Here is an 18,140-nt window from a genome sequence, read left to right on the forward strand (position 1 = left end):
ATAGCGCCCGAAAGAAGAAAAGATGGACACAGACCCGCACGACGCTCTCGGAGACGATCGCACCTTGCTGATCGTCGACGACGACAAGCCCTTTCTCACCCGGCTGGCCCGGGCGATGGAGACGCGGGGTTTCCTCGTCGACACCGCGGAGAGCGTCGAGGAGGCGCTGGCCAAGACGAAATCCACCGCGCCGGCCTATGCGGTCGTCGACATGCGGCTCGGCGACGGCAACGGCCTCGACGTCGTCTCCGCCATCCGCGAGAGGCGGGAGGACTGCCGCGCGATCATTCTGACCGGCTACGGCAACATCGCCACCGCGGTGACCGCCGTGAAGCTCGGCGCGATCGACTACCTCGCCAAGCCCGCCGACGCCGACGACATCTATGCCGCCCTGACGCGCACGCGCGCCGACCGGATCGAGCCGCCGGAAAACCCGATGTCGGCCGACCGCGTTCGCTGGGAGCACATCCAGCGGGTCTACGAGATGTGCGAGCGCAACGTCTCCGAGACGGCCCGCCGGCTCAACATGCACCGCCGCACGCTGCAGCGCATCCTCGCCAAGCGCGCGCCGCGCTAGGTCCGTCCGCTGGGGAAACCCGTCACGCCCCTGCCGACGCGACGCGATCGGCACCTTGACCCGCCCGTCGCCGCGGCCTAGGCGGACCGCCTCGGATACGGCCACGAAAGGGTGCAGGCGATGCGGGTTCTCTTGATCGGCTCGGGCGGCCGCGAGCATGCGCTCGCCTGGAAGCTCGCCGCCTCGCCGATGCTGACGAAGCTCTGGGCCGCGCCCGGCAATCCCGGCATCGCCGGCGAGGCGACCTGCGTGCCGCTCGACCTCGCCGACCACGCCGCCGTCGCCGGTTTCTGTCTCGACAATGCCGTCGACCTCGTCGTCGTCGGCCCGGAGGCGCCGCTGGTCGCGGGCCTCGCCGACGACCTGCGCGCCGCCGGCATCGCCGTCTTCGGCCCGTCCGAGAGGGCCGCGCAGCTCGAAGGCTCGAAGGGCTTCACCAAGGACCTCTGCGCCCGCATGGGCATCCCCACGGCCGCCTATGGCCGCTTCAACAACGCGCCGAAGGCGAAGGCCTATCTCCGTCAGGTCGGGGCGCCCGTCGTGGTCAAGGCGGACGGGCTTGCCGCCGGCAAGGGCGTCGTCGTGGCCATGACGCTGGAGGAAGCACTGGAGGCCGTCGACGCCTGCTTCGAAGGCGCCTTCGGCGGCGCCGGTGCCGAGGTCGTCGTCGAAGCCTTCCTCGAAGGCGAGGAAGTGAGCTTCTTCTGCCTCTGCGACGGCTCCACCGCACTGCCCTTCGGCACCGCGCAGGACCACAAGCGCGTCGGCGACGGCGATACCGGACCCAACACCGGCGGCATGGGCGCCTATTCGCCGGCCGCCGTGATGACGCCCGACCTCGTCGAACGCACGATGCGCGAGATCGTCGAGCCCACCATGCGCGGCATGGCCGAGGCCGGCGCGCCCTTCTCCGGCGTGCTCTTCGCCGGCCTGATGCTGACGAAGGACGGCCCGCAGCTGATCGAATACAACGTCCGCTTCGGCGATCCGGAATGCCAGGTCCTGATGATGCGCCTGAAGGACGATCTTCTGGTGCTGCTCAAGGCCGCCGCCGACGGGCAGCTCGGCCACGTCTCCGTGCGCTGGCGCGACGAGGCGGCATTGACGGTGGTGATGGCGGCGACGGGCTACCCGGCTGCGCCCGAGAAGGGCAGCGTCATCGCCGGCCTCGACGAGGCTGCCGCCGATGGCGTCGAGATCTTCCACGCCGGCACAGCCCGGTCGGATGGCCGCCTTGTCGCCAGCGGCGGCCGCGTCCTCAACGTCACGGCCACCGGGCGAACGGTCGCCGAGGCGCAGGCCCGCGCCTACGCGGCCGTCGACCGCATCGACTGGCCGGGGGGCTTCTGCCGTCGCGACATCGGCTGGCGCGCGATCGAGCGCGAGAACGGCCGCTGAGCCAGACCAGTCGCTGTCAGGGCAACGCGGTCGATTTCTCGGGCCGCGTGCCTTCCGCCATTCGCCGCCGGGTATGCGCCAGCGAACATTCCGGCGTGCACAGCGCGCCGCGGTCGCAGTAGTAGGCCGGCCCGTTCTCCACCCGCCCGTAGTGGAAGCGGAACAGCGGGTCGGTCGAGGGGCGGCCGCATTCGATGCAGCGGTGGATCATGGGCGGTGCGAGCATGTCTGCTTCCTTTCAGGTCGGGTGACTGCCGTATGCCGTCGTCAGCCGTAGAGCCCCTTGTAGCTGTCGCGCAGCACGTTCTTCTGCACCTTGCCCATGGTGTTGCGCGGCAGTTCGTCGACGAAGATCACCCGCTTCGGCTGCTTGAAGCGGGCGAGCCGGTCGGCCAGTCCCGTCATGACCGCCGCCTCGTCGATCGTCGCGCCCGTCTCCCGCACCACGACGGCCGTGACCCCCTCGCCGAAATCCGGATGGGCGATGCCGATTACCGCGCTCTCGACGACGCCGGGCAGCTGGTCGATCTCGGTTTCGACCTCCTTGGGATAGATGTTGAACCCGCCCGAGATGACGAGGTCCTTGCCGCGCCCGACGATCTGGACGTATCCGCGCGCGTCGATCAGCCCGAGGTCGCCGGTGATGAAGAAGCCATCCGGCCGGAACTCGGCCGCCGTCTTCTCCGGCATCCGCCAGTAGCCGGAAAACACATTCGGACCGCGCACCTCGATCATGCCCGTTTCGCCGGCGGCCAGCGGCGTGCCGCTCTCGGTTTCGACGACACGGACGTCGACGCCCGGCAGGGCCGGTCCCACGGTGCCGGCGATGCGGTCTCCGTCATAAGGGTTCGACGTGTTCATGTTGGTCTCGGTCATGCCGTAGCGCTCGAGGATCGCATGTCCGGTCCGTTCGGCGAACTGCCGGTGCGTCTCGGCCAGCAGCGGCGCCGAGCCCGACGTGAACAGCCGCATGCCGGCCGCGGCCTCGCGCGTCAGTCCGGGATGCTGAAGGAGCCGGGTGTAGAAGGTCGGCACGCCCATCATGGCGGTGCAGGAGGGCATGAGACGCAGGATCGCGTCCGGATCGAATTTCGACAGGAACACCATCGACCCGCCTGACAGAAGCACCACGTTCGAGGCGACGAACAGCCCGTGCGTGTGGAAGATCGGCAGCGCATGGATCAGCCGGTCGGCGGCGGTGAAGCGCCAGAAGTCGACCAGCGTCAGCGCGTTGGAGAGCAGGTTGTCATGCGTCAGCATGGCGCCCTTGGAACGCCCGGTCGTGCCCGAGGTGTAGAGGATCGCCGCGAGGTCCGCCGCCCCGCGCGTCACGTCGTCGAAGTCCGGCGGCAGCGCTGCAAGGCTCTCGGTCAGGCTGCCGCCGCCGGTCTCGTCCAGCGTCTCGATCCGCGCTCCGTGCCGCTCCGCGACCGTCCGCGCCGCGTCCGCGCGGGCCGGCGGGACCACGAGGAGCCTCGGTTCGGAGTCGCCGACGAAATAGTCGAGCTCCGCCAGCGTATAGGCGGTGTTGAGCGGCAGGTAGACGGCGCCGGCGCGCAGGCAGGCGAGATAGAGCATCAGCGCCTCTGCGCTCTTCTCCACCTGCACGGCCACGCGGTCGCCGGGCATCACGCCGCGCTCGACCAGCCGCCGCGCAAGCCGGCCCGACAGCTCCAGCATGTCACGATACGTCCAGAGCCGGCCTTCGGGCGTCTCGATGAAGGGACGCTCGCCCGCGGCTGCAGCTGCGCGGATCGCGTCGAACATGTGATTGGCCATCGTCCCTCCTGCATCGCCGCCGCCACTCCGGCGCGGCCCTTCCGACCTCCTATAGCATGAGCCTGGCGCGGGTGGGGCCGAAGTCGGTCCAGGCGATCGCGGCGTCCGTTCCGGTCCTGAATGCCCGCTGAACGCGCGGTTCAGGCCCGGTTCCAGACCGGGCCTCTACAACCGGGACCGTCAGACACCGGCGCCCCCGCCGAAACCCCGCAACAAAGGAAGACAGCCATGCTCCGCAAGATCCTCGCCACCGCCCTCGTCGCCGCTTCGTTCGGCATCGCCACCGCACCGGCCATGGCCAACCAGGTCAAGATCCAGCAGTGGGGCCTCGGCCACACCGCCGGCGGCGCACAGACCGGCACGTCCAACAGGATCGGCGTCTATCAGACGGGCCGCTGGAACCAGGCCGTCGCCAACCAGACCGGCCGCCGCAACCAGGCCGCCATCGGGCAGGAAGGCGTCAACAACTTCGCCGACACCTGGCAGCGCGGCCGCGACAACGCCGCCGGCATCGGCCAGTTCGGCACCAACCACACCGCCATCCTGACGCAGGACGGCAACCGCAACATCGCCGCGGGCGTGCAGGTCGGCAATGGCTGCGATGCCAACGTCACGCAGGCCGGCCGCGGCAACGTCGCTGCCTTCGTGCAGACCTGCAACTGACGGTGACAGCCGGACGTCCATGGCCGGGGCGCGCGACGCGTCCCGGCAAGCAACCGAAATCGAGGAGCAAGTCCATGCCCACAGTCAGCAAGCCTTTCGCTGTCGCCGCCGCGGCTCTCGTGATCGGGGCCGGCGCAGGCGCCGGTGTCGCCGTCGCCACTGCCGGCCCCTCGCCGGAGGCGGCCCGCTGCGAGATCGTGGCGGAAAAGCACGGCGCCGGCGTCAGCATCATCGGCCTCTACCATGCCGCCAAGGCGCTCGACGGCGAATATACCTTCCGCGTCCGCGGCGCCGGGCGGTCGGGCAGCACCGACATCGCCCAGGGTGGTCCCTTCTCGGCGGACGCCCGTCGTCCGGCCGAGATCGGCCAGGTCATGCTGGGCGGCGCCGGCGCCACCTACGATGCCACCCTCGTCGTCAGGGCGGCCGGCCGGACCTGGCGATGCGACGAGCGGATCGGCGGCACCTGAAGTCCGGGATCCGCATCGAAAGACGAAGGCTCCGGCGCGTCCGGAGCCTTCTTCGTTTCCGGGCTGCACAGTTCGCTCCGCTGAACGCCTCCTGAACGCGCGGTTCCGTCTCGGTTCAGCGGCCGGGCTTCATGATCCCCCCATCGCTGGACCCGAACCACCCGGACCCGCTTCAACCCTCGACCCTCGGAGACAGATCATGACCAAGAGCCTGAACACCCTGGCCGCCGCCTTCGTCGCTGTTTCGATCGGCACGGCCGGCCTCGTCACGCCCGCCGCGGCCGGCGGCTCGGTTTCCATTTCGGTGGCCCCCGCCAATGCGAAGCAGGAGAAGGCGATGCGCGCCGGCCTGGGTCTCTACGCCCTCTACAACGGCATCAGGAACGGTGGGATCCGTCAGCGGGGCACCGGCAACAGCGCCGGTCTCGTCCAGAACGGCACCGGCAACCTCGGCATCGTTCACCAGGAGGGGCGGGGCCACGACGGCACCCTCCAGCAGAACGGCAACGGCAACAGTCACGGCCTCTTCCAGTTCGGCCGCAACACCAGCGGCCATGTCGCCCAGACCGGCAACGGCGGCACCGGCGCGACCTTCCAGTTCGGCTGGTGAACGCGTCCGCTTCCCGCCGCGCGGAACGGTTTTCCACCATCCCCGCTCTGCGCGCGTTTCCGTTCCGGGCTGCGGCGAAATGCGCCCGCGCCTGCCTCGAAACCGGGCCGGAAGCGGCTATGATGGCAGCCTGACGCAGGCGGGCCGCCGGCCGGCCGGCACGGCAACAGCACAGGGAGACCCAGATGAGCCTTCGCATCAACGACATTGCGCCGGATTTCACCGCCGAGACGACGCAGGGCGTGATTCGCTTCCACGACTGGATCGGAGACGGGTGGGCCGTGATGTTCTCGCATCCGAAGGACTTCACGCCGGTCTGCACGACCGAACTCGGCACCATGGCCGGATATGCACCCGAGTTCGCACGGCGCAACGTCAAGATCATCGGCATCTCCGTCGATCCGGTCGAGAGCCATCACAAGTGGAAGGAAGACATAAGGATCGCCACCGGGCATGCGGTCGACTACCCGCTGATCGCCGACAAGAACCTCGAAGTGGCCAAGCTCTACGACATGCTGCCGGCCTCGGCCGGGAGCAGTTCGGAGGGCCGCACGCCTGCCGACAACCAGACCGTCCGCTCCGTCTTCGTCATCGGTCCCGACAAGAAGATCAAGCTGACGCTGAGCTACCCGATGACCACGGGCCGCAACTTCGCGGAGATCCTGCGCGCCATCGATTCGATCCAGCTGACGGCGAAGCACCAGGTCGCCACGCCGGCCGACTGGAAGCAGGGCGACGACGTGATCATCACCGCCGCCGTCTCGAACGAGGACGCGGTGAAGCGCTTCGGTTCCTTCGACACGATCCTGCCCTACCTGCGCAAGACGAGGCAGCCCGGCGCCTGACGCGGCGATCCGGCCGCGCGGGCGGCTGGCTTCGCCGGTCGAGGTCAGCGCGGCACGGGCCGCGTCAGCAGCAGGATCGGCGTGCCGGCATGGGTCGTCTCCACCGGATCGGCATAGCCGATGGCCCGGGCGATGCGCAGCGAGGCGTGGTTCTCCGGCTCGATGATGCAGACGCACCGCTCCGTGCCGAGGTGCCGGTCGCCCCAGCTGTGGATCGCCTCGACGGCCTCGCGGGCGAGGCCGCGGCCGTGGAAGCCGGGCGCTAGCGCCCAGCCGGCTTCCGGCACGCCGTCGAAGGCGGGCACGACGTCGCGGCGCAGGTCGTGGAAGCCGGCTTCGCCGACGAGCGCGCCGCTCGCCTTCTCCTCCAGGGCCCAGAAGCCGAAGCCCTGCACCCGCCAGTGGCCGATCTGCCGCAGGATGCGGCCCCAGCTTTCCGAGCGCGAGAAGGGGCGTCCGCCGATGAAGCGCACGGTGACGGGGTCGGCCCACAGGCGGGCATAGGCCTCGTGGTCCGCCGGCCGGTGGGGCCGCAGGATCAGGCGCTCGGTCTCGACGACCGGAGCGATGGGGAACGCGGGCACTGGCATGGCGCTTCCTTCCGCGCGGGCGATCAGATGCCGGTCAGCCGCGTCGCGATCAGCGACGCCAGACGCTCGGCCACGTCGGCCTTCGTCATTTCGGGCCAGTCCTCGATCCCGTCATGCGTCACGATGCGGACCCGGTTGCGATCACCGCCCATCACGCCCGCCGGACCGATGCCGGAGCCGTGCGAGACGTCGTTGGCCACGATCAGGTCGGCGCCTTTCCTTGCGAGCTTGGCGCGGGCGTTGCCGTCGAGATCCTGCGTCTCGGCGGCGAAGCCGACGACGAACGGAGGCCGGCGCGCCGCGTGGCCGATCGTCGCCAGGATGTCGGGGTTTTCCACCATCTGCAGCGCAGGCGGGCCTTCGCCTGCGACCTTCTTGATCTTCTCGCCTGCCGCATCCGCCATGCGCCAGTCCGCGACCGCCGCGACGAAGATCGCGGCGTCGGCAGGCAGTGCCGCCTCGACGGCCGCGAGCATCTGCCGCGCGGTCTCCACATGCACAGTCCGGACGCCGCGCGGATCGGCGATCGTCACCGGCCCGGAGACGAGGGTAACGTCCGCGCCCAGCCGCGCGAGCGCCGCCGCGATCGCATGGCCCTGTTTGCCCGACGAGCGGTTGGCGATGTAGCGCACCGGATCGATCGGCTCGTGCGTGGGGCCGGAGGTGACGACGACGTGCCTGCCCGCCAGCGGCTTCGGCCGCTCGTCGAGCAGACTTTCGACCGCCGCGACGATCTCGAGCGGCTCGGCCATGCGGCCTTCCCCGGCTTCGCCGCTCTCCGCCATCTCGCCTCGGCCCGGCCCGACGAAGGCGATGCCGTCGGCTTCGAGCGTCGCGCGGTTGCGCATGGTCGCGGCGTGGTTCCACATGCGCGGGTTCATCGCGGGCGCGATCAGCACGGGCTTGTCCGTCGCCATCAGCACCGTCGAGGCGAGATCGTCTGCGTGGCCGTTGGCCATCTTGGCCATGAGGTCGGCGGTTGCCGGCGCCACCACGATCAGGTCGGCCTCGCGCGACAGCCGGATGTGTCTTACGTCGTGCTCGTCCTGCCGGTCGAAGAGTTCGGTGAAGACGTGGTCGGCGGAGAGCGCGCCGACGGCGAGCTGCGTGACGAACTGCTGCGCCGCAGCCGTCATGACGCAGCGCACCTTCGCCCCCCGCTCGCGCAGGCGGCGGATCAGGTCGAGGCACTTGTAGGCGGCGATGCCGCCGCCGATGATGAGCAGGATGCGTCTGTCGGAAAGGGTCACGACGCACTCCACGGGTTGACGACGCCGACGCCGCAGTCATCGAAGTCGCGGACGTTGCGTGTGACGACCGAGAAGCCGCGCGCGCGGGCGATCGCTGCGATCTGGGCGTCGAACTCGCCGATTGGCCTGCCGATGCCCCGCCGATGCGCGACGAGTTCAGCGAAAAGAGTGGATTCCCGGTCGCCGAACGCCAGAATGGCAGTTCGCAGCTTTTCGGCGAAGAACAGGCGCAGAACATGCTCGAGGCCGTCCCGGCGACGTCCGGGGAGCATGATGGCCAGGCCGAGAAGGATCTCGGCCTTGCTGATGGCCGTCACGTACAGGTTGGCCGGGTCGGTTCGCCCGATCCAGTCGACGACCTCGTCGGCAGGTGTCGGCCGGAAGAGCTCCGACACGACGTTGGTGTCGAGGACGAACATCAGTCGAATCCCGGGGGATCGCGCATCATGCGGTTGCGCGGCGGAATCTCGAGATCGCCCGGGCCGTATGTGTCGACGAGGTCGCGGATCGACCTGTACCATGCCGCCCCGTCGGCCCGCTCCATGGGGTCGTGCTCTGGCGAACGGACGGCCTTCGCGAGAAGAAGGCGTGCTTCCTGCTCCATGGAAACGCCATGTCGAGCTGCTCTTAGACGAAGGCTCCGCTTCGTCTCATCGTCCAGGTTCCGGATCGTCAGGGTTGCCATGGGCATCCTCTCCTGAGAGCCTTGACGATAGGGAGGCGAGGTCTTGCAGTCAATGCTGTCGTTGCTGTCACCCGAGTTCCACCGCGATCCACACCAGAGTCAGCGCAATCACCCAGAGCGCGATCCGGCCCGACCGGGCGTAGCGCGCTTCGGCCTTGCCGATCGCTTTCGCCGTCTCGGCGTCGAAGCGCAGGCCGTTCTCGGCCATGGCGTCGATCTCGCGCGACAGGCGCTCCGTGCGGGCGGCAAGGTCCGGCGCCTGCCGGGCGAGCGAGACGAGCGCGTTCACCCCCTCGCGCGCGTCGGTCAGGATTCCGCGAGGGCCGAGATTGGCGGCGATCCAGGAGCCGACGACGGGCTCGGCGGTCTTCCACATGTTGAAATGCGGGTCGAGCGTGCGGGCGACGCCTTCCACCACTACCATGGTCTTCTGCAGCAGCACCAGTTCCGGCCTCGCGGCCATGTCGAAGAGCTCGGTCACCTCGAACAGCAGCGTCAGCAGCTTGGCCATCGAGATCGTCTCGGCCGGCTGCCCGTGGATCGGCTCGCCGATCGCCCGGATCGCCTGGGCGAAGGCCGCGACGTCGTGCCTGGCCGGGACGTAGCCGGCCTCGAAATGCACCTCGGCGACACGCCGGTAGTCGCGGGTGATGAAGCCGTAGAGGATCTCGGCGAGGAAGCGCCTTTCCTTCCGGCCGAGCCGGCCGGTGATGCCGAAGTCGACGGCCACGATCGTCCCGTCCGCCTCGACGAACAGGTTGCCGGGATGCATGTCGCCGTGGAAGAAGCCGTCGCGTAGCGTGTGGCGCAGGAAGTTCTGGATCAGGTTGGCGGCCAGCGCCGGCAGGTCGTGGCCGGCGGTGCGCAGGCCGTCGATGTTCGACATCTTGATGCCGTCGATCCATTCCATCGTCAGCACGTCGCGGCCCGTGCGCTCCCAGTCGACGGAAGGGACGCGGAAGCCGGGGTCGTCGCGGGTGTTCTCGCCGATCTCCGACAGCGCCGCCGCCTCCAGCCGCAGGTCCATCTCGATCTTCGTGGTCTGCGCCAGCGTCTCGGTGACCTGGACCGGGCGCAGGCGGCGGGTCGCCGGGATGAAGCGCTCCTGGAGATGCGCGGCCGCGAAATAGCTCTCAAGATCGTTGAGGAAACGCCGCCGCACACCGGGGCGGATCACCTTGACCGCGACCCGCCGGCCGGTGCCGGCGAGCGTGGCCGGATGCACCTGCGCGATCGAGGCCGCAGCCACGGGTTCGCCGAGGCTTTCGTAGAGGTCGTCGAGGGGGCGGCCGAGCGAGCCGACGATCGCCGCCACGGCCTCGGAACGGGGAAAGGTCTCCATCCGGTCCTGCAGGTTGGCGAGATCGAGAGCGACCTCCGTGCCGACGACGTCCGGGCGTGTTGCAAGGAACTGGCCGAGTTTGACGTAGGACGGGCCGAGCCGGGTCGCGGCGCGCGCGAAGCGTTCGGAGCGATCGCTTCCGGCCGAGCGGCGGCGGGCGAGCGCCGTGCCGATGCGCCAGCCGAGCCGGGGCAGGCCGGAGAGCTGGTCGCCGGGCAGCGCCGCCACGACGCCCTCGCGAACCATGATCCAGCCGGCCCTGACGAGCCGGAGATAGGCGGCGGGCGTGCTCATCGGCGGCGAGCCCTCACAACTTCCAGCCGGAATGCAGCGCGGCGATCCCGCCGGTGAAGTTGCGGAAGCTCACCCGTTCGAAGCCGGCGCGACCGATCATCGCCGCGAAATCGGCCTGCCGGGGAAACTTCGCGATCGACTCGACCAGGTAGCGATAGGGCTCACCGTCGCCTGCCACCATCTTGCCGATCGCCGGAATGGCGTTGAACGACCAGGCCTCGTAGGCCCGGTCGAGCAGCGGCATCTCGACCTCGGAAAATTCGAGGCACAGGAACCGGCCACCGGGCTTCAGGACACGATGGGCCTCCGCCAGCGCCACGTCGATGCGCGGCACGTTGCGAATGCCGAAGGCGATCGTGTAGGCGTCGAAGCGGTCGTCCTCGAAGGGCAGGGCTTCGGCATTGGCCTCGACGAAATCGAGATTGTCGATCAGCCCCCGCTTCTGCGCTCGTTCGCGGCCCACCTCCAGCATCGAGCCGTTGATGTCGAGCACGGTGACGTGGGCGGCCCGCTGCGACGCCTCGACGATCCGGAAGGCGACGTCGCCGGTGCCGCCGGCCACGTCGAGCGAGGTCCAGCCGGCCCGCCGCGGCGGGTTCAGCGCAGCCACCATGGCGTCCTTCCACACGCGGTGCATGCCCGCCGACATGATGTCGTTCATCAGGTCGTAGCGCCGCGCCACCTTGTGGAACACCTCGTCCACCAGCGGCTGCTTGGTGCCGGCGTCCACCGTGCGGAAGCCGAAGGACTGTTCCATCCCGCCCTGGGCGGTCGTTCTGTGTTCGGGCATTTCTCGATCCAGTTGAGCGGCCGGACCATAGCCGATGGCGCAGGCGGGCGCTATTCTTCAAGATTGTGGTGAAGCGACGCGCCGGGACGCGCGATTCGGGGATAGACATATGGTCCTGAAGGCCGAAATCCACTGCCACATCGAGGGGGCCGCCTCGCCTGCGCTCGTCGTGGCGCAAGCGGCGAAGTATGGCGCCGACGTGTCCGGCTTCATCCGCGACGGCCAGTTCGTATGGGACGACTTCACCAGCTTCCTCGCAGCCTATGACGGGGCGGCCTCGCTGTTCCGCACCGAGCGCGACTATGCGCTGCTCGCCGAGACCTACCTGTCCAGCCTCGCCCGCGACGGCTGCATCTATTCCGAATTCTTCACCTCTCCGGACCATGCCGAGCGTTCGGGCCTGTCGCCGGCCGCCTATACGGCCGGGCTTGCCGAAGGCATGCGCCGGGCCAAGGCCAAGACCGGCATCGAGAGCCGCATGATCGTCACCGGGGTCAGGCACTTCGGCGTCGAATCGGTCGAGGCGGCGGCGCGCTTCGCGGCGCGCTGCGGCGAGCCGCTGGTCACCGGCTTCGGCATGGCGGGAGAGGAGCGTTTCGGCGATCCGGAGGATTATGTCCGTGCCTTCGAGATTGCCCGCGAGGCGGGCCTCGGCATCACCGTCCATGCAGGGGAACTGGCGGGTTGGGAAAGCGTGCAGTCCGCGCTCGACCATTTCCGTCCCGCGCGCATCGGCCACGGCGTGCGCGCCATCGAGAATCCCGACCTCGTCGCCCGCGTGGCGGCCGAGGGGATCGTGCTGGAGTGCTGCCCGTGTTCCAACGTGGCGCTGAAGGTTTTTCCAGGTTTTGCCGAGCACCCATTCCCGAGGCTCCGTGCCGCCGGCTGTAAGGTTACGCTCAACTCGGACGACCCGCCCTATTTCTGGACGACGCTGAAGCGCGAATACGACGAGGCGCGGACGCATTTCGGGCTCGACGACAAAGCCCTCTCGGCGATCACCCGCACCGCCGTCGAAGCCGCTTTCGTCGACCGGAAGACGAAGACCGCGCTGCTGGCGAGGCTGGACAGCGGCCGGCGCTGAGTCGTCTGTCCTTCGCGTTCCGGTCACGGCCACCATCCGTTTCCACCGACCGATCCCAGGCGGAACAATCCTTCGCCCGCTGGATTACCGGCAGACGCGCTTCGCGCTCGCCGAACCCAGCCCCCGCGCAAGGAACGCCCGCATGAGAACCGACCTGACGGTCAACGGTCAGTCCCGAACCATCGAGGCCGACCCGCGCACGACCCTTCTCGACGCCCTCCGCCACCATCTGAAGCTGACGGGTACCAAGAAGGGCTGCGACCATGGCCAGTGCGGCGCCTGCACGGTGATCGTCGGCGGGCGACGGATCAATTCCTGTCTCTCGCTCGCCTGCATGCACGATGGAGATGAAATCCTCACCATCGAGGGTATCGGGACACCCGAGGCGCTGTCGGCGCTCCAGGAAGCCTTCATTCGGCACGACGGCTTCCAGTGCGGCTTCTGTACGCCGGGGCAGATCTGTTCGGCGACCGCCATGCTGGAGGAGATCCAGGCAGGCTGGCCGAGCCACGTCACCCCCGACGTCGCCGGCACGCCGGCGCTCACGGTCGAGGAGGTGTCGGAGCGGATGAGCGGCAATCTCTGCCGCTGCTCGGCCTATCCCAACATCGTCGACGCGATCATGGAGATCGCGGGCAGGGGGCGCGCGTGAGACCCTTCGATTTCATCCGCGCCGAGACCGCCGCCGATGCCATGCGGCTCGCGGGCGAGGGCGCGACCATCATCGCGGGCGGCACCAACCTGCTCGACCTCATGAAACTCGAGGTGATGGCCCCGGGCGCTCTGGTCGACATCAACCGGCTCGACCTCGGCGGCATCGAGGAAGCCGAGGGAGGCGGGCTGCGCATCGGGGCGCTCGTGCGCAACAGCGACCTCGCCGCGGACCGCCGCGTGCGCGACGCGTACCCGGTTCTCGCCGAGGCTCTGCTGGCGGGTGCCAGCGGCCAGCTTCGCAACAAGGCCACCACCGGCGGCAACCTATTGCAGCGCACGCGCTGCTATTATTTCTACGACACGGCCATGCCCTGCAACAAGCGCGAGCCCGGCAGCGGCTGCCAGGCGATCGGCGGCATCACGCGGCTGCACGCGCTGTTCGGCGCGAGCGAGCACTGCATCGCCACGCATCCGAGCGACATGGCGGTGGCGCTGCGCGCGCTCGACGCCCGCGTGGAGATAAAGACGCGGGGCGGCGTCACCCGCCTGCTGCCGCTCGGCGAGTTCTACCGCCTGCCGGGCGACACGCCGCACGTCGAGACCGTTCTGGCGCCGGGCGATCTGATCACCGCCGTGCTGCTGCCGACGCCCGCCGGCGCGCGTCAGATTTACCGCAAGGTTCGTGATCGGGCCTCCTACGCCTTCGCGCTGGTGTCGGTTGCCGCCGCCCTCGACGTCGAGGACGGGCGGATCGTCCGCCCGGCGCTCGCCTTCGGCGGCGTCGCGCACATGCCGTGGCGCAACCACGCGATCGAGACGCTGCTGGAGGGCGAGGCGCCGTCGGCCGAACTTTTCGCCGAAGCGGCTGCCAGGCTGGTGGCGGAGGCCGAACCGCAGGGCGGCAACGCCTTCAAGATCCCGCTGTTGCGGCGCACGCTGCAGGCGGTGCTGCGCGAATTGACGGAAGGCTGAGCCATGACCGTGCACATCAGGATGGACGACAGGGTCGAGGCCGACCGCCTCGAGGACATGGCCCAGGGTGTCGTCGGCAAGCCGCTCGACCGGCCGGACGGGGGACGCAAGGCTTCCGGCACGGCGCCCTACGCCATGGATTCGCTGCCCGAGGGCGCCTGCTTCGGCGTGCTCGTTCGGGCGACGATCACCGCCGGACGGCTGGCGGGCGTCGATTCTGCAGCGGTCGAGGCACTGCCCGGGGTGCGCGCCGTCATCGTCGACGCGCGAATGCTCCGCAATCCCGCGCAAGGCATGGCCGGCAAGGCGCCGGTGCAGGACCCGCACGACATCGCCTATTTCGGCCAGCCGGTGGCACTTGTGGTGGCAGGGAGCTTCGAACAGGCGCGGCACGGCGCCAATGCCTTGGCGCTGCGCCTTGAGAAGACTGCGGACGCGGTCGTCGGTCCCGACGATGCGGGCGTCGAAATCGAGACGCCGGAGAAGAAGCAGCAGGCCAGCGGCGATCTCGACGCCTCGATGCGGGATGCCGCCTTCAGCGTCGACCAGACCTACACCACGCCGGTTCACGCCAGCGCCGCGATGGAACCGCATGCCTCGATCGCCGAGTGGGACGGCGATCGGCTCACGCTGCACGGCAGCTACCAGATGCTGCGCTTCAACCGTGCCGAACTCGCCGATGCACTCGGCATGGACGAGAAGAACGTGCGCATCCTCTCGCCCTTCGTCGGCGGCGGCTTCGGCTCCAAGCTCGGCATCGCGCCAGAGGCGGTGGCGGCGGCGATCGCCGCCAAGAAGCTCGGCGTGCCGGTTGCGGTGCCGATGTCGCGCCAGCAGGTCTTCGAGGGCGTCATGCGGAGGTCCGAGTCGACGCAGCGCATCCGACTCGCCGCCGGCGCGGACGGCCGCCTCACCGGCATCGGCCACGAGGCGCTGGTGTCCAACCTGCCGGGCGAAACATTCTCGGAGCCGGTCACACAGGCGACGCCGTTCCTCTATCGCGGCGAGAACCGGGTGATCGGCCACCGCATCGCCCGGCTGAACCGACCCTGCGCGGGCTCGGTCCGCGCGCCGGGCGAAGCGGTCGGCGTGACCATGCTAGAGATCGCGATGGACGAACTTGCCGCAGTCAGCGGCATCGATCCGGTCGAACTGAGGCTGCGCAATATCCCCGATGAGGATCCGACGCAGAAGATTCCTTTTTCGTCCAACAAACTGGCGGAGGCGCTGCGCACCGGCGCCGCGCGCTTCGGCTGGGACCGTCGCTGCGCGGAGCCCGGCCAGAGGCGCGAAGGCGAATGGCTGGTCGGCATGGGCATGGCCTCCGCTGTGCGGGTCAACATGCTGGTCGAGTCGAAGGCGCGGGTAGTGCTGTCTTCGGGCGGGCATGCTCTGGTCGAGACCGACATGACCGACATCGGCACGGGCACCTATGCCATTCTGACCCAGATCGCCGCCGAGATGCTCGGCCTGCCGATGGACCGCGTCGAAACCCGCCTCGGCGATACCGATCTTCCGCCAGGCTCCGGCTCGGGCGGTTCCTTCGGCGCGGCATCGAACGGAACCGCGGTCTTCATGGCCTGCGAGGAGATCCGGCGCATGATCTGCGAGCGGTTCGGCTGCGAGACCGCCGACCTGACGCTGAAGGATGGCCGCGCCATCGCCGGCAACCGCAGCGTCCCGCTGGCCGAAGTCCTCGGCGGTCATGACTTGGTCGCGGAAGGCCATGCCGAACCGGGCGATGCGGAGGACAAGGTGCGGCAGGCGACCTATGGCAGCTATTTCGCCGAGGTCGGCGTGAACGCCGTCACCGGCGAGACGCGGGTGCGCCGCATGCTCGGCGTGTTCGCGGCAGGCCGCATCCTCAACGCCAAGACGGCGCGGTCGCAGTGCCTCGGCGGCATGACCTTCGGCATCGGGATGGCGCTGACCGAGGAGGTCTTCCACGACCCGCGCGACGGCCACATCGTCAACCGCGATTTCGCCGAATACCACCTGCCGGTGAATGCGGACGTGCCGCAGATCGACGTGGTGCTGCTCGAGGAGCGTGACGCCTGGGCCAACCCGCTGCAGGCGAAGGGCATCGGCGAACTCGGTATCTGCGGCGCTGCGGCGGCCGTGGTGAACGCCATCCACAACGCCACGGGCGTGCCTGTGCGCGACCTGCCGGCGACGCTCGACAAGGTGATCGAGGGGCTGGAGCGGCAGGGGCACTGAAAGGTCGCCGCTGCACGGGTGAACTTTAGCCGGGACGAGACCACGGCCCGCGTTCCCCCGCCGCTGCCGATGCGCTAAGGGACGAGACCGAAAAAAGCGCGCGCGCAGTCCGAGGAGCCACCCCCATGAAAGGCGTCACCGTCGTCACTCATCCGCTTGTCCAGCACAAGCTGACCATCATGCGAAAGAAGGAGACCTCGACGGCCAGCTTCCGCCGCCTGCTGCGCGAGATCTCGCTTCTGCTGGGCTACGAGGTGACGCGCGAACTGGAACTGACCACGACGACCATCGAGACGCCGCTGCAGACGATGGAAGCGCCGACTCTGGAGGGCAAGAAACTGGTCTTCGCCTCGGTGCTGCGTGCCGGCAACGGCCTGCTCGAGGGCCTGCTCGACCTCGTGCCTGCCGCCCGTGTCGCCCATGTCGGGCTCTATCGCGACCACGAGACGCTCGAGGCGGTGGAATATTTCTTCAAGGCGCCGAGCGATCTCGGCGACCGCCTCGTCATCGTCGTGGACCCGATGCTGGCCACAGCCAATTCCGCCATCGCCGCAATCGACAAGCTGAAGGAGCGCGGCGCCACCAACCTGCGCTTCCTGTGCCTGCTGGCCGCGCCCGAGGGGATCGCACGCTTCACCGCGGCGCATCCCGACGTTCCGGTCTTCACCGCCTCGATCGACGAAAGGCTCAACGAGAAGGGCTACATCGTGCCCGGGCTGGGCGACGCCGGCGACCGCATGTACGGCACCAAATAGTCCCTGCCGGTAACGCGTCGTTAACCAAAGGACGAAGCGAGTGGCCGGCTCGCCCTCATCTTAAACCGCCTGCAACCGAGACTTCCCATAGTCGAGCGGGAGGTTTCCGATGAAGAAGCAGTTGCTCGCCCTGGCCGTGATCGTCGGTTCCGCCGTGTCGGTTCCGCTCGTCTACCAGTCCGACCCGGAGCGGTTCCACGACATGGCGTCGTGGGCCCTGCGCCCCGCCGAGCCCGAGCCTGTCCCCGTGGTCATGGCAGCACCGGCGCCGGAGCCCGGCGTGCGGCAGCTGACCGGGCGGCGCGTCGAGGTTGCGATGGACGATCGCGGTCATTTTTCCGGTGCGTTCCGGGTCAACGGCACGCGCATCGACGCCATGATCGATACCGGCGCCACACTGGTGGCGATCAACCGCAGTACGGCCGCGCGGATCGGCCTGACCCTGACCGCCAAGGATTTCAAGTACAAGGTCGACACTGCCAACGGCCCGACGCTCGCCGCCGCAGGCGTCATCGACACGCTGCAGATCGGCCGTATCAGCATCGACGGCGTTCAGGCCGTGGTGCTGGAGGACAAGGCGCTGAAGCAGACGCTGATCGGCATGAGTTTCCTCAACCGGCTGTCCACCTACCGCGTCGAGCGCGGCAAGCTGCTGCTCGAGCAGTAGGCGGGTCCGCGGCGCGCGGGTCCGGCATCGGTCCGCGCGCCCGGCGCCGGGGGAAATTGCGCTGGCAATCAAACCTGTTTTGCACTATATGCGCCGCACATCGCGCCTTATGCGCATGTGCACATGGCCCCTGCTGGACGACATCCCGGCCGCGGGCGACCCGATTTCCTGATCATTCAACAGAAAGGAACAGTACGATGTCGATCACTGCCGAGCGCAAGCAGGAGCTTGTCAAGGAATTCGCGACCAAGCAGGGCGACACCGGTTCTCCGGAAGTCCAGGTTGCCGTTCTCTCCGAGCGCATCAAGAACCTGACCGAGCATTTCAAGGGCCACGCGAAGGACAACCATTCCCGCCGCGGCCTTCTCAAGATGGTGTCGCAGCGCCGCAGCCTCCTCGACTATCTGAAGGGGAAGGACGAGGCCCGCTACAAGACGCTGATCGAGAAGCTCGGCCTGCGTCGCTGACGAATGCCCGGCCGGCGGCGCCATCGGGTGC

21 protein-coding genes are annotated in these 18,140 nt (G+C 68.9%); 13 read left to right on the forward strand and 8 right to left on the reverse strand.

Annotated features, from left to right (window positions below):
* Nucleotides 1-22 precede the first annotated feature (22 nt).
* Nucleotides 23-577, forward strand: coding sequence for an ActR/PrrA/RegA family redox response regulator transcription factor (locus tag IAI54_RS21580; RefSeq protein ID WP_187969140.1), 555 nt, complete (start codon nucleotides 23-25; stop codon nucleotides 575-577).
* A 120-nt stretch (nucleotides 578-697) separates the two neighbouring features.
* Nucleotides 698-1,975, forward strand: coding sequence for a phosphoribosylamine--glycine ligase (gene purD, locus IAI54_RS21585; protein WP_187969141.1), 1,278 nt, complete (start codon nucleotides 698-700; stop codon nucleotides 1,973-1,975).
* A 16-nt stretch (nucleotides 1,976-1,991) separates the two neighbouring features.
* On the opposite strand, the gene IAI54_RS21590 is transcribed toward purD, so the two are convergent.
* Both IAI54_RS21590 and IAI54_RS21595 read right to left on the reverse strand, forming a co-directional pair.
* Nucleotides 1,992-2,201 (reverse strand): hypothetical protein, encoded by a 210-nt coding sequence (locus IAI54_RS21590; RefSeq protein ID WP_187969142.1) that lies wholly within the window; start codon nucleotides 2,199-2,201, stop codon nucleotides 1,992-1,994.
* A 41-nt stretch (nucleotides 2,202-2,242) separates the two neighbouring features.
* On the reverse strand, nucleotides 2,243-3,754 hold the full coding sequence (locus tag IAI54_RS21595; RefSeq protein WP_187969143.1) for a malonate--CoA ligase: 1,512 nt from the start codon (nucleotides 3,752-3,754) through the stop codon (nucleotides 2,243-2,245).
* A 228-nt stretch (nucleotides 3,755-3,982) separates the two neighbouring features.
* On the opposite strand from IAI54_RS21595, the gene IAI54_RS21600 reads away from it, so the two are divergent.
* The 4 genes from IAI54_RS21600 (at nucleotide 3,983) to IAI54_RS21615 (ending at nucleotide 6,342) form a co-directional block, all read left to right on the forward strand.
* Nucleotides 3,983-4,417: a curlin gene (locus tag IAI54_RS21600; RefSeq protein WP_187969144.1), complete on the forward strand. Its 435-nt coding sequence runs from the start codon at nucleotides 3,983-3,985 to the stop codon at nucleotides 4,415-4,417.
* A gap of 74 nt (nucleotides 4,418-4,491) precedes the next feature.
* The gene (gene csgH, locus IAI54_RS21605) at nucleotides 4,492-4,887 is read left to right on the forward strand and encodes a curli-like amyloid fiber formation chaperone CsgH (RefSeq protein ID WP_187969145.1); all 396 of its coding nucleotides are present in this window, start codon (nucleotides 4,492-4,494) and stop codon (nucleotides 4,885-4,887) included.
* A 199-nt stretch (nucleotides 4,888-5,086) separates the two neighbouring features.
* Nucleotides 5,087-5,497: a curlin gene (locus tag IAI54_RS21610; protein ID WP_187969146.1), complete on the forward strand. Its 411-nt coding sequence runs from the start codon at nucleotides 5,087-5,089 to the stop codon at nucleotides 5,495-5,497.
* Nucleotides 5,498-5,682: 185 nt separating this feature from the next.
* Nucleotides 5,683-6,342, forward strand: coding sequence for a peroxiredoxin (locus IAI54_RS21615; protein ID WP_187969147.1), 660 nt, complete (start codon nucleotides 5,683-5,685; stop codon nucleotides 6,340-6,342).
* Between the two features lie 44 nt (nucleotides 6,343-6,386).
* Here IAI54_RS21615 and IAI54_RS21620 read toward each other — a convergent pair whose 3' ends face one another.
* From IAI54_RS21620 to ubiE, 6 genes are all read right to left on the reverse strand, one after another.
* Complete coding sequence (locus IAI54_RS21620) at nucleotides 6,387-6,932, reverse strand: GNAT family N-acetyltransferase (RefSeq protein WP_187969148.1); 546 nt, start codon at nucleotides 6,930-6,932, stop codon at nucleotides 6,387-6,389.
* 23 nt (nucleotides 6,933-6,955) lie between these two features.
* The gene (gene coaBC / locus IAI54_RS21625; protein WP_187969149.1) at nucleotides 6,956-8,182 is read right to left on the reverse strand and encodes a bifunctional phosphopantothenoylcysteine decarboxylase/phosphopantothenate--cysteine ligase CoaBC; all 1,227 of its coding nucleotides are present in this window, start codon (nucleotides 8,180-8,182) and stop codon (nucleotides 6,956-6,958) included.
* Nucleotides 8,179-8,601, reverse strand: coding sequence for a type II toxin-antitoxin system VapC family toxin (locus IAI54_RS21630; RefSeq protein WP_187969150.1), 423 nt, complete (start codon nucleotides 8,599-8,601; stop codon nucleotides 8,179-8,181). Before IAI54_RS21630 ends, coaBC begins: the two co-directional genes overlap by 4 nt.
* The gene (locus IAI54_RS21635) at nucleotides 8,601-8,867 is read right to left on the reverse strand and encodes a FitA-like ribbon-helix-helix domain-containing protein (protein ID WP_187969151.1); all 267 of its coding nucleotides are present in this window, start codon (nucleotides 8,865-8,867) and stop codon (nucleotides 8,601-8,603) included. The genes IAI54_RS21630 and IAI54_RS21635 overlap by 1 nt, the downstream gene beginning before the upstream one ends.
* A 67-nt stretch (nucleotides 8,868-8,934) precedes the next feature.
* Nucleotides 8,935-10,503, reverse strand: coding sequence for a 2-polyprenylphenol 6-hydroxylase (gene ubiB, locus IAI54_RS21640; RefSeq protein WP_187969152.1), 1,569 nt, complete (start codon nucleotides 10,501-10,503; stop codon nucleotides 8,935-8,937).
* 13 nt (nucleotides 10,504-10,516) lie between these two features.
* Nucleotides 10,517-11,293: a bifunctional demethylmenaquinone methyltransferase/2-methoxy-6-polyprenyl-1,4-benzoquinol methylase UbiE gene (ubiE, locus tag IAI54_RS21645; RefSeq protein ID WP_187969153.1), complete on the reverse strand. Its 777-nt coding sequence runs from the start codon at nucleotides 11,291-11,293 to the stop codon at nucleotides 10,517-10,519.
* Between the two features lie 109 nt (nucleotides 11,294-11,402).
* Here ubiE and IAI54_RS21650 point away from each other — a divergent pair, with 109 nt between their 5' ends.
* From IAI54_RS21650 to rpsO, 7 genes are all read left to right on the forward strand, one after another.
* Nucleotides 11,403-12,377: an adenosine deaminase gene (locus tag IAI54_RS21650; protein ID WP_187969154.1), complete on the forward strand. Its 975-nt coding sequence runs from the start codon at nucleotides 11,403-11,405 to the stop codon at nucleotides 12,375-12,377.
* Nucleotides 12,378-12,519: 142 nt separating this feature from the next.
* Nucleotides 12,520-13,029 carry a 2Fe-2S iron-sulfur cluster-binding protein gene (locus tag IAI54_RS21655; RefSeq protein WP_187969155.1) on the forward strand — a complete coding sequence of 170 codons (510 nt, stop codon included), beginning with the start codon at nucleotides 12,520-12,522 and terminating at the stop codon, nucleotides 13,027-13,029.
* Nucleotides 13,026-14,003, forward strand: coding sequence for an FAD binding domain-containing protein (locus tag IAI54_RS21660; protein ID WP_187969156.1), 978 nt, complete (start codon nucleotides 13,026-13,028; stop codon nucleotides 14,001-14,003). The genes IAI54_RS21655 and IAI54_RS21660 overlap by 4 nt, the downstream gene beginning before the upstream one ends.
* A 3-nt stretch (nucleotides 14,004-14,006) precedes the next feature.
* Nucleotides 14,007-16,220: a xanthine dehydrogenase family protein molybdopterin-binding subunit gene (locus tag IAI54_RS21665; RefSeq protein WP_187969157.1), complete on the forward strand. Its 2,214-nt coding sequence runs from the start codon at nucleotides 14,007-14,009 to the stop codon at nucleotides 16,218-16,220.
* A gap of 125 nt (nucleotides 16,221-16,345) precedes the next feature.
* Nucleotides 16,346-16,975, forward strand: a complete 630-nt coding sequence (upp, locus tag IAI54_RS21670; protein WP_187969158.1) for a uracil phosphoribosyltransferase — start codon at nucleotides 16,346-16,348, stop codon at nucleotides 16,973-16,975.
* 109 nt (nucleotides 16,976-17,084) lie between these two features.
* Nucleotides 17,085-17,642 carry a TIGR02281 family clan AA aspartic protease gene (locus IAI54_RS21675; RefSeq protein WP_187969159.1) on the forward strand — a complete coding sequence of 186 codons (558 nt, stop codon included), beginning with the start codon at nucleotides 17,085-17,087 and terminating at the stop codon, nucleotides 17,640-17,642.
* An 86-nt stretch (nucleotides 17,643-17,728) separates the two neighbouring features.
* Nucleotides 17,729-18,109, forward strand: a complete 381-nt coding sequence (rpsO, locus tag IAI54_RS21680; RefSeq protein WP_275403624.1) for a 30S ribosomal protein S15 — start codon at nucleotides 17,729-17,731, stop codon at nucleotides 18,107-18,109.
* The last annotated feature ends 31 nt before the right edge of the window (nucleotides 18,110-18,140 follow it).

The organism is Aquibium microcysteis (assembly GCF_014495845.1).
In the GTDB taxonomy this organism is placed as follows: domain Bacteria; phylum Pseudomonadota; class Alphaproteobacteria; order Rhizobiales; family Rhizobiaceae; genus Aquibium; species Aquibium microcysteis.

Excerpts from the sequence above, each read along its gene's own strand:
- IAI54_RS21580 (WP_187969140.1), top strand. The coding sequence starts at position 23 with ATGGACACAGACCCGCACGACGCTCTCGGAGACGATCGCACCTTGCTG.
- purD (WP_187969141.1), top strand. The coding sequence starts at position 698 with ATGCGGGTTCTCTTGATCGGCTCGGGCGGCCGCGAGCATGCGCTCGCC.
- IAI54_RS21590 (WP_187969142.1), bottom strand. The coding sequence starts at position 2,201 with ATGCTCGCACCGCCCATGATCCACCGCTGCATCGAATGCGGCCGCCCC.
- IAI54_RS21595 (WP_187969143.1), bottom strand. The coding sequence starts at position 3,754 with ATGGCCAATCACATGTTCGACGCGATCCGCGCAGCTGCAGCCGCGGGC.
- IAI54_RS21600 (WP_187969144.1), top strand. The coding sequence starts at position 3,983 with ATGCTCCGCAAGATCCTCGCCACCGCCCTCGTCGCCGCTTCGTTCGGC.
- csgH (WP_187969145.1), top strand. The coding sequence starts at position 4,492 with ATGCCCACAGTCAGCAAGCCTTTCGCTGTCGCCGCCGCGGCTCTCGTG.
- IAI54_RS21610 (WP_187969146.1), top strand. The coding sequence starts at position 5,087 with ATGACCAAGAGCCTGAACACCCTGGCCGCCGCCTTCGTCGCTGTTTCG.
- IAI54_RS21615 (WP_187969147.1), top strand. The coding sequence starts at position 5,683 with ATGAGCCTTCGCATCAACGACATTGCGCCGGATTTCACCGCCGAGACG.
- IAI54_RS21620 (WP_187969148.1), bottom strand. The coding sequence starts at position 6,932 with ATGCCAGTGCCCGCGTTCCCCATCGCTCCGGTCGTCGAGACCGAGCGC.
- IAI54_RS21630 (WP_187969150.1), bottom strand. The coding sequence starts at position 8,601 with ATGTTCGTCCTCGACACCAACGTCGTGTCGGAGCTCTTCCGGCCGACA.
- IAI54_RS21635 (WP_187969151.1), bottom strand. The coding sequence starts at position 8,867 with ATGGCAACCCTGACGATCCGGAACCTGGACGATGAGACGAAGCGGAGC.
- ubiB (WP_187969152.1), bottom strand. The coding sequence starts at position 10,503 with ATGAGCACGCCCGCCGCCTATCTCCGGCTCGTCAGGGCCGGCTGGATC.
- ubiE (WP_187969153.1), bottom strand. The coding sequence starts at position 11,293 with ATGCCCGAACACAGAACGACCGCCCAGGGCGGGATGGAACAGTCCTTC.
- IAI54_RS21650 (WP_187969154.1), top strand. The coding sequence starts at position 11,403 with ATGGTCCTGAAGGCCGAAATCCACTGCCACATCGAGGGGGCCGCCTCG.
- IAI54_RS21655 (WP_187969155.1), top strand. The coding sequence starts at position 12,520 with ATGAGAACCGACCTGACGGTCAACGGTCAGTCCCGAACCATCGAGGCC.
- IAI54_RS21665 (WP_187969157.1), top strand. The coding sequence starts at position 14,007 with ATGACCGTGCACATCAGGATGGACGACAGGGTCGAGGCCGACCGCCTC.
- upp (WP_187969158.1), top strand. The coding sequence starts at position 16,346 with ATGAAAGGCGTCACCGTCGTCACTCATCCGCTTGTCCAGCACAAGCTG.
- IAI54_RS21675 (WP_187969159.1), top strand. The coding sequence starts at position 17,085 with ATGAAGAAGCAGTTGCTCGCCCTGGCCGTGATCGTCGGTTCCGCCGTG.